Here is a 14,202-nt window from a genome sequence, read left to right on the forward strand (position 1 = left end):
TCGTTGGGCTTGACGCGAAGCGCGGTGGCGCCCGAAGGATTGCCAGGGTTGGCAAGGGCTCCCAATGCTGGCCATCGATCAGGGGAACCATCGTTCGATGGCCTGTCAGGCAATCGCTCTTAGACGCGTGAGTTCCAAACAACCGTGGGTTTGGGCCTTTTGCGCGCCACGATCTGACTTTGGTCGCATGTTCAATAGGACCCAAGCCCTAGCAGTGGAACCGCCGGTAGGAAGCGTGCGTTGCGTTTGCTAATGATCTTCAACTGGAGGCCGATCATGGCAGCCGGGCCCGCTGTGGTAAATTCTGGCGGCAGCGCTGCCGTGGCCATTGTTCTGGCAGGCGGAAAAAATATTCGGCGTCAAGATTGACGCTCCCAAAGCCAAAGTGCCGTCCGCATCGGCGAATCCGGCAGCTCCGTCGAATGGTGGCTGATGTCAATCCGACGCTTCGTGAGGCAAAGCATGACCCCTGGTTCCATCAAAACTGATGGCCGTGACCGTGTCACAATCCCCGACAACGACAATCACATGGCTGGCGTCGACACCAAGCCGCTCTTGAAAAGTATCCAGAGCGACGATTTTGCTGAAGCGCTTTGCGCGAGAGCTGAGCGCTTCGCGACCAAGGTGGTCGTGGCAATGGCGATTTGTTTGACATCGACACTGGTCGCCGGCGCTTATTTTTTACTGGCGCCCTCTTGAGGGACCAGAAGCTCAAGCTGGAGAGCACGACCGGCCTCTCATACCCGGGCTGCGATTAAGCACTCATTTTCAACAGGGAAGACCCGCCTGGCTTCCTCCACTTCCCTTGTTGTCGGTCCGCCGCTCGCGGGCACGGCCCGGCAGGGTTGGCGATCAGCCGGGCCGGATTGCACAATATTAGTCGTTGCTGTCGTAGATCACCACTGGGTGACGCCGGTGGTGACGGCGTTCAGTTGAGCCCGTTATGACGACGGTGTCGCGGCGATGATGCCGGCGACCTTGGTCATAGAAAGCCACCGTGCCATGGCGCCGATGATGGAGGCGATGGCCCTGATCGTTGATCACTGCCACGTGACGGTGATGATGGCGATGGGTTTTGATGACGACGTCGGCTTCTGCCGCCGAAGCGACAACCGGCATTGCAACGAAAACGAGCGCCATGGCACTTGTCAGAAAAATCGCTTTCATAAGTGTTTCTCCATTCCAGATCCCTCGGGGTAGTTTCACGACAGCTCAAGCCGCACGAGATCTCGATTTGAGCTTTCTGCCTGCGAACTGAGCAGGGGGTTGAGGGTGCAAATGATTGTAACCCTGCTCTCGTGGGCACATGAAGGACCATTGCTGCACCCGTTCAACAAATGAAAGGAATGCGAGTACGTTCCTTGCAGGAGAGCTGATCGGACCTCTGCTGTAGGTATTCGGACCAAGGTCTTGCTGATGTTCTTGGACCTTCGTCCGCACTTGCGGGTTCGATGGCTCTTTTCTCGATGCAATTCTTTGAGTGTTCACTGCGCGATCGGGCGCGGGTACTGCGATGGCGGACGCGCGCCTGCGTGCGAGGGCAGGATCATAAACGGCACGCGGCATCAAGTGCTGCGCCGGTGACGTTCAGACAAGCGGGCATGGTGATACTGGTGCGATCACGCAATTCCGCGCGCCGCAGGCAATGATACGTTGTCTGCGCGGCGGATCTGATCCGTCGAGGCCGGCGTCTACCAGGCCCAACCCATCCCCCCGCCCACTGGGGACGCCGGCCCCTCAGTCCTTGGAATTGCCGTAGAATTGCCGTCGCGGACCATGCGAGATCGAGCATGATCCTGCCCGGTGACCGGGCGCGGCGATGGGGCTCAGAACTTGTAGCTCAGATTGATGCCGACCGTATTCAGCTTCACATTCTGGTCGCGATCGAGAAAATCGTCCGGCGCATCAAAATGCTCCTTACTGAAATCATAGTAGCGATACTGCGCCCCGACGACGAACCTGTCGGTCAGCGCATAGTCGACGCCGGCCCCAACCGTCCAGCCTATGCTGGTTCGCGTGTTGTCGAACGAGGTACCGGCATCTTGGGAGGTTTCGATGCCGGCAAAGGCGACGCCGCCGATGCCGTAGATCAGGAACCGATCCATCGCATAGCCGGCCTTGGCATTGATGGAACCGAACCACTTGACATCCGTGCCGAGCAGATTTCCCGCACCCAGTTCTTCGGCGCCCTTTGCCGAGGAATAGTTAAGCTCTGCTTCGGCGCCGAGCACAGCCTCGTCGAATTGCCACAGACCGGCGACATGGCCACCGACGAAACCGCCGTTGAGGTCTGGCGAGGCGGCAAACGGCTCGCCCTCGGTTCCCGAGATGTCGGAACTGCCCCAGCCATAACCGCCTTGCAGGCCGGCATAGTAGCCGGTCCAGTCGAAACCGGGGGCGGTCATCGGCACATCGGCCACAGGTTCGGCTGCGAAAGCCGGTGCGGCCAGAGCGGCAAGAAAACCGACACTTGCAAGCATTAGGCGACGCATCGAACTGCCCGAACGAAGAGCTGGAAGATCCTGGCAGGCACGGTAACCCGATTTGCGGCAAAACGGAATCGCATTTCTGTGCGGCCGATTTACGCTCTCCGTCGGTCTTGGAACAATCGGGAGAAAGTGTGAGGCTGGTCAAAACCGTGGCGGCTTGGCACAGTCGGGCAAACAGGAGTCGCTTCATGGCGAACACGCCGTCGGGCAGCAAACCCAGACCATGGACTGAAATGGCAACGCATCTGGTCGATGTCGCCATGGGCAGGAAACCCGCCGATCTCGTCATCCGCAACGGGCGCTGGGTCAATGTTCACTCCGGCGAGATCGTAGCCGGCACCGACATCGCTATTGCCGGCGGCCGCTTCGCCTATTGCGGTCCGAACGCCGGCCATGCCATCGGGCAGGGCACCAAGGTGGTCGATGCCGGCGGGCGCTATCTGGTGCCCGGCCTTTGCGACGCGCACATGCATGTCGAGAGCGGCATGGTGACGGTGACCGAATTCTGCCGCGCGGTGATCCCGCATGGCACGACTTCGATGTTTATCGATCCGCACGAGATCGCCAATGTGCTCGGCCTGCCCGGCGTGCGGCTGATGCATGACGAGGCCGTCGCCATGCCGATCAACGTGCATGTCCAGATGCCGTCCTGCGTGCCCTCGGCCCCCGGGCTCGAACATGCCGGCGCCGAACTGACGGTCGCCGACGTCGCCGAGGCGATGGGCTGGGAAAATATCATCGGGCTGGGCGAGGTGATGAATTTCCCTGGCGTAGCCGCCAACGATCCTGTGATGTCGGGCGAGATCGCCGCGACCGTGAAAGCCGGCAAGACCGTCGGCGGGCACTATGCCTCGCGCGATCTCGGCCTGCCGTTCCATGGCTATGTCGCCGGCGGCCCGGAGGACGACCATGAGGGCACGCGCGCCGAAGATGCCATCGCCCGCGTGCGCCAGGGTATGAAGGCGATGCTTCGGCTGGGCTCGGCCTGGTACGACGTCGCCTCGCAGATCAAGGCGGTTACCGAGGGCGGCATCGATCCGCGCAATTTCATCCTGTGCACCGACGACAGCCATTCCGGCACCTTGGTTCACCAGGGGCATATGGACCGCGTGGTCCGCCACGCCATCAGCCAGGGCTTGAAACCGGTGACCGCGATCCAGATGGCGACGCTCAACACCGCTCAGCATTTCCGGCTGGAGCGCGAGATCGGATCGATCGCGCCGGGGCGGCTGGCTGACCTTTTAATCGTCTCGGATCTCGCCGAAATGACCATCGACGAGGTCTATGCGCGTGGCGTCAGGCTGGCCAAGGCCGGCAAGCTCGACATCGACATTCCGGTCTACGACTATCCCAAGGCGGCGAAGAACACCGTCAAGCTCGGCAAGAAGCTGAAGGCCCACGATTTCGACATCACGGCACCCAACGGCGCGAACGAAGTCCGGGTCCGGGTCATCGGGGTCATCGAAAATCAGGCACCGACGCGGGCGCTGGAAGCGGATCTCGCCGTCGAGGACGGGCTGGTCGCCATGGATCGCCGCAACGACGTCTGCCAGATCGCGCTGGTCGAGCGCCACAGGGGTACCGGCGGCGTCACCAATGCCTTTGTCTCCGGCTTCGGTTACATCGGCGATTGCGCGATGGCGTCGAGCGTGGCGCATGATGCCCACCACATCATCGTCGTCGGCACCAACAAGCGGGATATGGCGCTGGCGGTCAACCGACTGGGCGAGGTCGGTGGCGGCGTCGTGCTGTTTTCCAAGGGTAAGGAACTGGCACTGGTCGAAATGCCGATCGCCGGGCTGATGTCGGACGAGCGGGCCGAAATCGTCGCGGCCAAGGCCGACAAACTGACCGAGGCCATGCGCCAGATGGGCTGCTCGCTGAACAACGCCTACATGCAGCACTCGCTGCTGGCGCTGGTCGTCATTCCGGAGCTCAGGATTTCCGATGTCGGCCTGATCGACGTGACGACCTTCCAGAAGGTCGACCTCTTCGTATAAGAGCAGTTGCGGTCGCTTCGCTCATCCGCCGGTGGCGATCGTCAGCACCTTGAACGGCGTGGTGATGACGATCTCGGCAACCGAGCCGACGGCCTTGCCGAGGCCTTGGCCGAGATTGTTGAGCTGCACTGGAGGTTCGTCCGACGCCAGGCCGGCCGGGGCCCGCAGCCGGTCGCCGAGCAACTGAACCAGGATCGGATTGTCGGCGAATTTGGCGTGGTTCAGCCGGTCGCCACCCTTGGTCTGGCTGAGATCGACCACAGACACGCCATAGCTGGCCAGATCGGCCGCGTCGCCATAGTCGCCGACGCGGGGCTTGTCGCCCGAAATCAGGGAAGACAGTTTGAGCGCCCGGTCGTCCGCGGAAAGCAGGATGGCGAACGGTTTGTCCGGCTTGCCGTAGCGGATCATCTGTTTCTTGAACACGTCGACGTCGATGTCGGGCGAGGCCAGGATGACATAACCAAGCTTGCCGTCGAGATCGCGGTCGCCGGTGATGGCAAGCTGGCGCAGCGCCTCCATGGTCACCCATGTTCCCATCGAATGGGCGACGATGTCGATGCTCTTAGCCCGCGTCTTGGCCAGCATCCTGAGCGTTGCCTCGAGGTCGTCACGCGCCGCGTTGGCGCTCTCCTTGTCGTAGATGTAGCCCGTCGTCTTGCCGCTCGAAGCCCAGGAAAACAGCACCGGCGTGCCCGGATATTTCGTGTCGTGCGCGATCTGCGTCAGCCGGTAGATACCGTCGTCGAAACCATTGTTGAACCCGTGCACGAAAACCAGCGCACGGTCGCCGCGCATGGCGATGTCGGCACCGACCGCTTTGGCGAATTGCGGCGCATCCGCATAGAACGCGACATCCTTGGCGGTGAAATCCTTGGCTGGATTGCTGTTGGCAGACCCCCGGACACGCTCGATCATGCCGACCTTGTGACTTTTCGGCACGGTGACGTCGACCCGGGCGAAGCTGGTGGTCAAGGAGCGATCGCCGTCGAACACCTGCCGCGGGTCCTTGGTCGCCTTCTGGCGGGTGGTGGCGACGAATATCTCGTGGGTGGCCGCGATGTCGGACGCGGGTACGGCAACCGTCGTCCTGTTCAGCAGATCGTGCGTGTTTCGGCCGGCGCAGCCTGCGACCAGCAGCGTGAACGCAATGACGACGAAACTCTTCGAATGCACCGTCACACGCCGGCTCCCGCAAAGGAGGACGTCAAACGCGTGACGTCGCTGGATATTTCGATAAGGCCAGAGGCCGGCGCGGTCCAGTTCAAAGTTGGTCGACTCTGTCGCAAGGCCGAGCGGGCCACGCGAACCCGCGGCGATGCATCTATTGGCCGAGCAGGCTGATGCGGTCGGTCACGTCGCGGTCGCTGGCAAATCCATCGTCTTCGCGCAGCCGTTGGCCGATCATCTTCACCAGCGCGGGATTGTCGGCGAATTTCGTATGGTTGAAACTGTCCGCTCCCTTGATCTTGGAGAGGTCGACGACCGTTACGCCGTAGGATGCAAGGTCGGCGGCGTCCTTGTAGTCGCCGACGCGCGGCCGCGCGCCGGCAATCAGACCGGAGAGCCGGAGCGCGCGGTCATCATCGGACAACAACAGGATGAACGGCTTGTTGGGTTTGCCATAGCGGCGCATCTGGCTCTTGAACACGTCGACATCGATGTCGGGCGATGCGAGCACGACGTCGCCGAGCTTGCCGCCGAGATCACGGTCGCCGGTGATGGCGAGCTGGCGCAGCGTCTCCATGGTCACCCAGGTTCCCATTGAATGGGCGACGATGTCGATGCGCCGCGCGCCGGTCTGCGCCAGCATGCGCAACGTCACCTCGAGCTGGTCGCGCGCGGCGCTGGCGCTTTCCTTGTCGTAGACATAGTCGGTGGTCTTGGCGCCGGATGCCCAGGAAAACAGCACGGGTGTGCCGGGATAGCCGGAATCGTGGACGATCTGGGTCAGGCGGTAAACGGCGTCGTCAAAGCCGGTGTTGTAGCCATGGACGAAGACCATGACGCGGTCGCCGCGCGCCGCGATGTCAGCACTTAGCGCATTGGCGAATTTCGGCTGGGTGTCGTAGCCGACGACCTCGGAGGCCATGAAATACTTGGCCGGATCGTTCGACTTGCCGCGCGAGCGGCGTTCGATCTGCCCGGTCTGGTGGATGCCGGGCACGGTGACGTTGACGCGGGCGTAGTTCAGCGTGGCCGATCGCTCGCCGTCGAAGACCTTGTTCGGATCGTCGGATTTCTTGCGCGTGGTGGCGATGAAGATGCTGTGATTGCCGGCGATCTCGGTCACCGGCGCTGCCACGATGGCGCTGCCGAGCAGTTCCTGGGTCTGCTGTCCCGCGCAGCCCGCGACAAGCAAGGCTAGGCCAATGGCAAAAATCGTCTTCAACGGCACGTCTGAAATTCCACTCCGGCCCGAAAAGGCCAATCGCCTCCGCAAGTCTCCCCCGACAGCGCAAGTGCGGCGGAAGTAAGTCGTGCCCAGCCGAAAAGCGGTCGGCGTCTCGCGACCGCCGCCGCAGTGTTGCACGAAAGCCAGACTGCATCAGGGCGAGCCCCGACGGGCCTTGGCACCCGCATGGATTTTAAGAATTACATGAACAATCACCTCCAACTAACGGCAAATATGTCACTAAACGCCGACCGCTTGGGAACATGAGTGACGGGCAATGGTTTCACGGGGTCGCCTGTGCAATAGACGGAATCGGGTTGCTTGGCGGCAAGGCTCGCGACAAAAGGGCGTTCCGCAGCCAATCGATGATAGACGTTCCCAAACGACATGCGTTCAAGGTGGCTTTCCGATGACCAGCTTCTCTTCCCGTGTTGCCACCGCTGCTTCCGCGATCCGCCGGATCTTTCCGGAAACGCCGCTGCAGGAGAACGACTATCTGTCGAAGAAGACCGGCGCGCGGGTGCTTTTGAAGCGCGAGGACCTGAGCCCGGTGCGCTCCTATAAGATCCGCGGCGCCTTCAACTTCTTCCGCAAGGCACTTGGCGAAGGCAATCAGGCCGAACTGTTCGTCTGCGCTTCCGCCGGCAATCATGCGCAGGGTTTCGCCTTCGTCTGCCGTCATTTCGGTAAAAAGGGCGTTGTATTCATGCCGGTAACGACGCCGCAGCAGAAGATCGACAAGACGCGGCTGTTCGGCGGCGACTTCGTCGAGATCAGGCTCGTCGGCGATTTCTTCGACGATTGCTATCGCGCCGCCATCGAATTCACCGAAAGCGCCGGCGCTCATATGGTGCCGCCCTTCGACCACAAGGACATCATCGAGGGACAGGCGACGGTCGCCTATGAGATCGCCCACCAGATGCCCGGCGCGGGCATGCCCGACATCGTCATGCTGCCGGTCGGCGGCGGAGGTCTGGCCGCAGGGGTGACGCACTACTTCGCCGATCAGGGGCGTGAGGCGCGCTTCGTCTTTTGCGAACCGGCAGGGGCGCCAAGCCTGCGCGAGAGCCTTGCGGCGGGAAAACGGCTCAAACTCGCCAAGGTCGATAATTTCGTCGACGGCGCGGCGGTCGCCGAAATCGGCCGTGAGCCCCTGCGGCACCTCAAGGACTTCGCCGCCGACACGGTGCGGCTGATCCCGGAAAACCGGCTCTGCGCGACCATGATCGAGATGCTCAATGTCGAGGGCGTGGTGCTGGAGCCGGCCGGCGCGCTGGCTATCGATGCGCTGAAGGATTTTTCCAGGAAGGAAATCCGCGGCAAGACCATCGTGGCCGTGGTTTCGGGCGGCAATTTCGATTTCGAACGGCTGCCGGACGTCAAGGAACGGGCACTGCGCTTCGAGGGCCTGAAGAAATACTTCATCATCCGCTTTCCGCAGCGGCCGGGCGCGCTGCGCGACTTCCTTGAAATGCTGGGGCCGGACGACGACATCGCCCGGTTCGAATATCTGAAGAAGTCGGCACGCAATTTCGGCTCGGTTCTGATCGGCATCGAAACCAAGGATCGCCGCAATTTCGACCTGCTGAAAGCGAATTTCGAGGCCGAAGGCGTCCAGTATCAGGATATCACCGATAACGAGACATTGGCCGGGTTCATCATATGAGCGGAAACGTCTTCATCGCCCTGTTTTCAGGCATTAATGTCGGCGGCAACCGCATCGTCAGGATGGCCGAGTTGCGGGCGTTCTTGGAGGATCTCGGGTTTTGCGATGTCGCTACCTACGTGCAGAGCGGCAACGCAGTGTTCCGGGCCAAGGAAGGTGACGCCGCCACGCTGACCAAACAGATCGAAGCGGCTTTCGAGGAGAAATGGGGTTTTCATTCGCGCATCATGGTGCGCGATCTCGGCTGGGTCGAACGGCTGGTCAGGGAAAATCCCTATCCGGAGATTGCCGAGGAGCCGACCAAGCTGCACGCGTATGCGCTGGAGCGCGCGCCTACCGCCGAGGAGGCGGCGCGGCTGGCCGAAAAATGTGCGGGTCCGGAGCGGTTCGAGATCAAGGGCGACGTGCTTTACCTGCATGCACCCGGCGGACTGGGCAAATCGGTATTTGCCAATCTCATTCCACGCGTACTGAAGGTACCGGGCACTGCGCGCAACTGGCGCTCGGTGCTGGCGCTGCTGGAGATGGCCGGCAAGCCCGGCGGCGGCTGATTAATGCCTGCCGTAATGCGCGGAGAAGAGCCTACGCCGCCTCGGCGCGTTTCCAGTCGAACGTCAGCTCCTCGCGAAACGCAAAGCGTCTGATGTGGTCGGCGACGACGCTTTCAAGGCGCTCGATAGAGCCGGGGTCGTCGCTCGACACGGTGATGTGCAGCGCAGCTCCGTCGGCATCCATGATGGTGCGGCCGAGCGAAAGGTCGATGGCGCCATGATTGGGATCGAATTCCACGGGGAATTTGTGCGCCCAATGTTTGCACAATTGCTGCAGATAACGGCTTGCATGTGCGGTGGTGACATCGGCATGGCTGATCGTCATGAAGGGATCTCCGAGGGTGAAACGCACAAAACGGTGCCCGCTTTCGAGGCGGGCGCTATCGCCGCATAGATAGGCGCAAGCTCGCCCGCCGCCATAGGCCGGCTGCCGACCGCTCGAAAAGGTGATCGATCACCAGCTTCCGGTGTTCGGCATCGACGCCCACGGTTCGGCCTTTGCCTTCGCCGGACCTTTCTGCAGAAGTTCGATCGAGATTCCGTCCGGCGACTTGACGAAAGCCATGTTGCCGTCGCGCGGCGGCCGGTTGATGGTGACGCCGTTGTCCATCAGCCGCTGGCACGTGGCGTAGATGTCGTCGACTTCATAGGCGAGGTGGCCGAAATTGCGGCCGCCCTTGTAGTCTTCCGGGTCCCAATTGTAGGTGAGCTCGACCAGCGGTGCTTTCTCGTCGATGCCACTTTGCTCGTCTTCCGGCGCGGCCAGGAAGATCAGCGTATAGCGGCCCTGCTCGTTCTCGTAGCGGCGCACTTCCTTCAGGCCGAGCTTGTTGCAGTAGAAATCGAGCGAAGCATCGATGTCGGCGACGCGGACCATGGTGTGCAGATAGCGCATGTGATTTCCTCGACTTGTTGGGTTGCGGCGCAACATAGGGGTGGGCCGTCCAAAGGGCAAATCCCAGGCGGCCGCCGGCGCCGCCAAAGAACAAATCCGGTATTCGCATAATGAACCGTGAAAAAAGGCACGTCAGGTCTTGCACTCACCGGAAGCCGCAGTGTTAATCTGGTGTCAAGAATCAGTTGCGGTGTTCTTGAAAAAAGGGGGCATTCTTATGGGGGAAAAAGCCTCTTTGACGGGGCGGGCCGAAACCCTTGGCGACGCCATGAAGCGCGACGAAGGCGGCGATGCCGTCGATCTGACCGAAATATCCGGCGCCATCAAGTGGTTCGATGTAGCCAAGGGCTATGGCTTCATCCTCCCGGATGACGGCGTTTCAGGCGACATCCTCCTCCATGTGACATGCCTTAGACGGGATGGTTTCCAGACTGCTCTGGAGGGAGCGCGCGTTGTCTGCCTCGTCAAGCAGGGCGAGCGCGGATTGCAGGCTTTCCGGGTTCTCTCGATGGATGTCACCACAGCGGTCCATCCGGCGGAAATGCAGGAACAGCGCACCCATGTCTCGGTGACGCCCGAAAGCGGGCTGGAGCGTGCCTTGGTGAAGTGGTTCAACCGCACCAAAGGATTTGGTTTCCTGACCCGGGGCGAGGGCACCGAGGACATCTTCGTCCATATGGAGACCTTGCGCCGCTACGGCATCACCGAGCTTCGGCCGGGGCAGGTCGTGCTTGTCCGCTTCGGGCGCGGCGACAAAGGCCTTATGGCTGCCGAAATCCACCCCGATATGGGAACCTTGCCGGTCGCGCATTAGGGCGGTTGCCGAGGATTTTCGCATGACACATAGGAACTGGCTGACGGCGGGCGCAATGTGCGTCCTGGCTGCCGTCATCGTCGCCGCGGGCGCCTATTTCTATTCGCCTGCACCGACGGCGGCCGACAGCCGGGTGATGACCCTGCCGGTGGACCCGACGCCGCTGGTCGTGGCGACGAAAGGCGGAGATCGCTCCTTTTCCATCGAAATCGCCGACACCGATGCTGAACGCGAGGCCGGCTTGATGTATCGCCAGGACATGGCGGACGATCACGGCATGTTGTTCGTCTTCGACATGCAGCAGCAGGTCAACTTCTGGATGCAGAACACGCCGATGCCGCTTGACCTGGTTTTTATCGGCCAGGATGGCAAGATCCGGGCGGTCAAGCACGGCGAGCCGCAATCCCAGGCGCTCATTTCGCCCGGCGTGCCGGTGCGCTTCGTGCTTGAGCTCAAGGCGGGCACCGCCGCCAGGAACGGTATCGATTATGGCGACCTGGTGCGGCATCCGGCCGTTGGCACCATATCAGGCCCCGAGGTGCCGCCATCGGACAATGGCGATGCGCCGAACGGCGGTGGCGGTTGAGGACGCGGGCAGTATAGCCGATGCAGTTTTTTTCCCATGACGGGTTCGACATCGCCTTCCTCGATCGCCAGCCGGGATCGGGCCGGGGCGATCCTGTGCTAATGATCCATGGCTTTGCCTCCAGCCATTACGTCAACTGGGTTTCGCCCGGCTGGTTCAAGACGCTGAACGATGCCGGCTACCGCGCTATAGCGCTGGACAATCGCGGCCACGGCTCGTCATCGAAAAGCTACGAAGAGGCAGATTACACCCCGGCCCGGATGGCCTCGGACGCGGCTGCTTTGCTCGATCATCTCGGCATCGAGCGCGCCCATGTCATGGGCTATTCGATGGGCGCGAGGATAGCGGCATTCCTGGCGCTATCGGATCCCGACAAGGTAGCGACGCTGGTCTTCGGCGGTCTCGGCATCGGCATGATCGACGGCGTCGGCGATTGGGATCCGATCGCGGCAGCCCTCCTTGCCGACGATCCGGCCAAGACCACACATCCCCGCGGCCGTTCGTTTCGCGCCTTCGCCGACCAGACCCGCAGCGACCGCCGGGCGCTCGCGGCCTGCATCGCCACCTCCCGCGAGTTGCTGAGCGAGGATGAAATTGCCCGGATCGCCCAGCCGACGCTGATCGCCGTCGGCACCACCGACGACATCGGCGGCTCGCCCGACGAGCTTGCCACGCTGATGCCCAACGCCAAGGCTTTCCACATCGAAGGCCGCGACCATATGCTGGCCGTCGGCGACAAGACCTTCAAGCGGCGTGTGCTGGAATTCTACGCCGAAAATCCGCTTTGACCCGGCGCAAGAGCCCGATAAAACCTGATGCACAAGCCAGATGTCACGCTGGTTTTTGCAGCGCTTCGAGCGATCGGGTGAGATTCAGCCTGGCCTGCTGCTCGAAGCGCCGACGGAATTCCTCGCTGTGGAAGATGTGCGGGCGTGTCAGGAAGCTGTTCAGCACCGCGCCGCGTCCGGCCCGCCAGATCGGCTCCTCCACCCATTGATATTCGGCGCGGATCGCGCGCTCATAAGCATCGAATGCATCCGGCGCTGCGCCGAGGATCGACAGGTCCATGTCCAGGAAAAGAGCGGCGTCATGCATCGCGGCCGTGTCTTCGAAGCCCGGCAACTGGTGTGTTGCGGTGGCAAGGATCATGGCGCTGATGCGGCCGAGGCGCTGGGCGTCGATGCGGCCCGCGAGCTTTTTTTCCGCGAGCGCCGCGCTTTGCGCCTCATTGTCCTTGGCCCGGCTGTCGTAGACGGCGTCGTGGAACCAGATCGCCGCCTCGACGGCCTCGGGATCGCCGAGCAGCTTCCGGTACTCGCCGGCGAGCGCCAGCATCGCCTCGATATGGGCAAGGTTGTGGTAGTGGCGATCCCGTCCCTCATAGAGGACGGAAAGCTCGCGTTTGAGGGCATTGTCGAGCAAGAGTTCATTTTCCATGCCGGCTTGAATTCCCGCGAACCAAATCCATTTGACAGAGCACTAAGGAAAATTGAGTTCAATCGTGCTATGATCTGGCTTATATGTGCGGCCCGATATTAGGCAAGGCGGCAGGACGACGTCGATGAACAGCATCAGCATTTCCCGACACAGCGCGTTGCAGCCGGTCGATCCGATCTGGCGCTCGATCCGTGACGAAGCGATGGACGCGGTCAATCGCGACCCGCTGCTCGCCGCCTTCCTCTATTCGACCATCCTCAACCAGGAGAGCCTGGAGGAGGCGGTCATCCACCGGCTGGCCGAGCGGTTGGCGCACCAGGACATAGGCTCCGATCTCATCCGCCAGACCTTCAAGTCGATGCTGGCCGACGACAAGGACTGGCCGACCACCGTGCGTGTCGACATCCAAGCCTATTACGACCGCGACCCGGCCTGCGACCGCTTCATCATGCCGGTGCTCTACTTCAAGGGTTTTCACGCCATCCAGACCCACAGGCTGGCGCATTGGCTGTGGAATCAGGGGCGCAAGGATTTCGCGCTCTATCTGCAAAGCCGTTCGTCCTCGGTCTTCCAGACCGATATCAATCCGGCGGCCCGCATCGGCAAAGGCATTTTCATCGACCATGCCACCGGCCTGGTCGTCGGCGAGACAGCGGTCATCGAGGATGACGTATCGATCCTGCACGGTGTCACGCTCGGCGGCACCGGCAAGGCCGGCGGAGACCGTCACCCCAAGATTCGTCGTGGCGTCTTGATCGGCGCCGGCGCCAAGATTCTCGGCAACATCGAAATCGGCCATTGCTCCAAGATCGCCGCCGGTTCGGTGGTGCTGTCGCCGGTGCCGCATAACAAGACGGTCGCAGGCGTGCCGGCTCGCGTCGTCGGCGAGACCGGCTGCGACCAGCCGTCGCGCCAGATGGACCAGCTTCTGCCGTCGCAGACGATGGACCAGGTCGTCAGCTTCGACATCTAGTTTTACTGAGGGGCGTCGCGGAGTTTCGCACTGCTCGCGCCGGCGGCTTCCATTGCCGTGCAATACGGCGAGCTTGCCTTTACATGGCCATCGTCGACGTGTCAGAAGCGCCGTTCAAACGAGCAAGCCCGATGATCGGAGAAGACTGTTGAAGCCTGACGAAATCAGAAAGCTGGACGCCTATTTCAAGCGCGTCTTCCAGAACCCCAAGCTCGAGGTCAAGGCACGGCCGCGCAAGGAGGATTCGGCCGAAGTCTATGTCGGCGACGAATTCCTCGGCATCGTCTTCAAGGACGAGGATGACGGCGACTACAATTTCTCGATGGCGATCCTCGACATCGATCTGGGCTGATCCTTGCATCCCATGGCGATGCCGGACGCAAACGCGACCGGCCT

Annotated in this window: 16 protein-coding genes; 9 read left to right on the forward strand and 7 right to left on the reverse strand. The window is 61.8% G+C overall.

Going from position 1 to position 14,202, the window contains the following annotated elements; genetic code table 11:
- The first annotated feature begins 462 nt into the window (after positions 1–462).
- The gene (locus tag FJ979_RS25115) at positions 463–699 is read left to right on the forward strand and encodes a hypothetical protein (protein ID WP_140584162.1); all 237 of its coding nucleotides are present in this window, start codon (positions 463–465) and stop codon (positions 697–699) included.
- A gap of 177 nt (positions 700–876) precedes the next feature.
- On the opposite strand, the gene FJ979_RS25120 is transcribed toward FJ979_RS25115, so the two are convergent.
- Both FJ979_RS25120 and FJ979_RS25125 read right to left on the reverse strand, forming a co-directional pair.
- Positions 877–1,167: a hypothetical protein gene (locus tag FJ979_RS25120; protein ID WP_140558505.1), complete on the reverse strand. Its 291-nt coding sequence runs from the start codon at positions 1,165–1,167 to the stop codon at positions 877–879.
- Between the two features lie 659 nt (positions 1,168–1,826).
- The gene (locus tag FJ979_RS25125) at positions 1,827–2,492 is read right to left on the reverse strand and encodes an outer membrane protein (protein ID WP_140584164.1); all 666 of its coding nucleotides are present in this window, start codon (positions 2,490–2,492) and stop codon (positions 1,827–1,829) included.
- A 185-nt stretch (positions 2,493–2,677) separates the two neighbouring features.
- Between FJ979_RS25125 and ade the strand changes: the two genes are divergently transcribed.
- A complete protein-coding gene (gene ade, locus FJ979_RS25130; protein ID WP_140493720.1) occupies positions 2,678–4,489 on the forward strand; it encodes an adenine deaminase in 1,812 nt (603 codons plus the stop codon).
- Between the two features lie 21 nt (positions 4,490–4,510).
- Here the strand turns inward: ade and FJ979_RS25135 are convergent, their stop codons facing one another.
- Together FJ979_RS25135 and FJ979_RS25140 are read right to left on the reverse strand one after the other, a co-directional pair.
- Positions 4,511–5,671, reverse strand: coding sequence for an alpha/beta hydrolase (locus FJ979_RS25135; protein ID WP_140584166.1), 1,161 nt, complete (start codon positions 5,669–5,671; stop codon positions 4,511–4,513).
- A gap of 142 nt (positions 5,672–5,813) precedes the next feature.
- The gene (locus FJ979_RS25140; protein WP_140493715.1) at positions 5,814–6,887 is read right to left on the reverse strand and encodes an alpha/beta hydrolase; all 1,074 of its coding nucleotides are present in this window, start codon (positions 6,885–6,887) and stop codon (positions 5,814–5,816) included.
- Positions 6,888–7,293: 406 nt separating this feature from the next.
- Between FJ979_RS25140 and ilvA the strand changes: the two genes are divergently transcribed.
- Positions 7,294–8,550, forward strand: a complete 1,257-nt coding sequence (gene ilvA / locus FJ979_RS25145; RefSeq protein WP_140493713.1) for a threonine ammonia-lyase IlvA — start codon at positions 7,294–7,296, stop codon at positions 8,548–8,550.
- Positions 8,547–9,101: a DUF1697 domain-containing protein gene (locus FJ979_RS25150; protein ID WP_140493711.1), complete on the forward strand. Its 555-nt coding sequence runs from the start codon at positions 8,547–8,549 to the stop codon at positions 9,099–9,101. The genes ilvA and FJ979_RS25150 overlap by 4 nt, the downstream gene beginning before the upstream one ends.
- 31 nt (positions 9,102–9,132) lie before the next feature.
- Here the strand turns inward: FJ979_RS25150 and FJ979_RS25155 are convergent, their stop codons facing one another.
- Entirely contained in the window at positions 9,133–9,426 is a 294-nt protein-coding gene (locus FJ979_RS25155) for a DUF2218 domain-containing protein (protein ID WP_140493709.1), read from the reverse strand.
- A 129-nt stretch (positions 9,427–9,555) separates the two neighbouring features.
- Positions 9,556–9,996 (reverse strand): lactoylglutathione lyase, encoded by a 441-nt coding sequence (gene gloA / locus FJ979_RS25160; protein ID WP_140493707.1) that lies wholly within the window; start codon positions 9,994–9,996, stop codon positions 9,556–9,558.
- 268 nt (positions 9,997–10,264) lie between these two features.
- Between gloA and FJ979_RS25165 the strand changes: the two genes are divergently transcribed.
- From FJ979_RS25165 to FJ979_RS25175, 3 genes are read left to right on the forward strand one after another with little or no spacing between them, the layout of a single operon-like run.
- On the forward strand, positions 10,265–10,810 hold the full coding sequence (locus tag FJ979_RS25165; protein WP_181165163.1) for a cold-shock protein: 546 nt from the start codon (positions 10,265–10,267) through the stop codon (positions 10,808–10,810).
- A gap of 22 nt (positions 10,811–10,832) precedes the next feature.
- Entirely contained in the window at positions 10,833–11,396 is a 564-nt protein-coding gene (locus FJ979_RS25170) for a DUF192 domain-containing protein (protein ID WP_140493705.1), read from the forward strand.
- Positions 11,397–11,416: 20 nt separating this feature from the next.
- Positions 11,417–12,184: an alpha/beta hydrolase gene (locus FJ979_RS25175; RefSeq protein ID WP_140517652.1), complete on the forward strand. Its 768-nt coding sequence runs from the start codon at positions 11,417–11,419 to the stop codon at positions 12,182–12,184.
- A 43-nt stretch (positions 12,185–12,227) separates the two neighbouring features.
- Here the strand turns inward: FJ979_RS25175 and FJ979_RS25180 are convergent, their stop codons facing one another.
- Positions 12,228–12,833 (reverse strand): hypothetical protein, encoded by a 606-nt coding sequence (locus FJ979_RS25180; RefSeq protein ID WP_140493701.1) that lies wholly within the window; start codon positions 12,831–12,833, stop codon positions 12,228–12,230.
- A 124-nt stretch (positions 12,834–12,957) separates the two neighbouring features.
- Between FJ979_RS25180 and cysE the strand changes: the two genes are divergently transcribed.
- Both cysE and FJ979_RS25190 read left to right on the forward strand, forming a co-directional pair.
- Positions 12,958–13,806, forward strand: coding sequence for a serine O-acetyltransferase (cysE, locus tag FJ979_RS25185; RefSeq protein WP_140493699.1), 849 nt, complete (start codon positions 12,958–12,960; stop codon positions 13,804–13,806).
- A gap of 148 nt (positions 13,807–13,954) precedes the next feature.
- A complete protein-coding gene (locus FJ979_RS25190) occupies positions 13,955–14,158 on the forward strand; it encodes a DUF3126 family protein (protein ID WP_019857879.1) in 204 nt (67 codons plus the stop codon).
- The last annotated feature ends 44 nt before the right edge of the window (positions 14,159–14,202 follow it).

The organism is Mesorhizobium sp. B1-1-6 (assembly GCF_006443035.1).
In the GTDB taxonomy this organism is placed as follows: Bacteria; Pseudomonadota; Alphaproteobacteria; order Rhizobiales; family Rhizobiaceae; genus Mesorhizobium.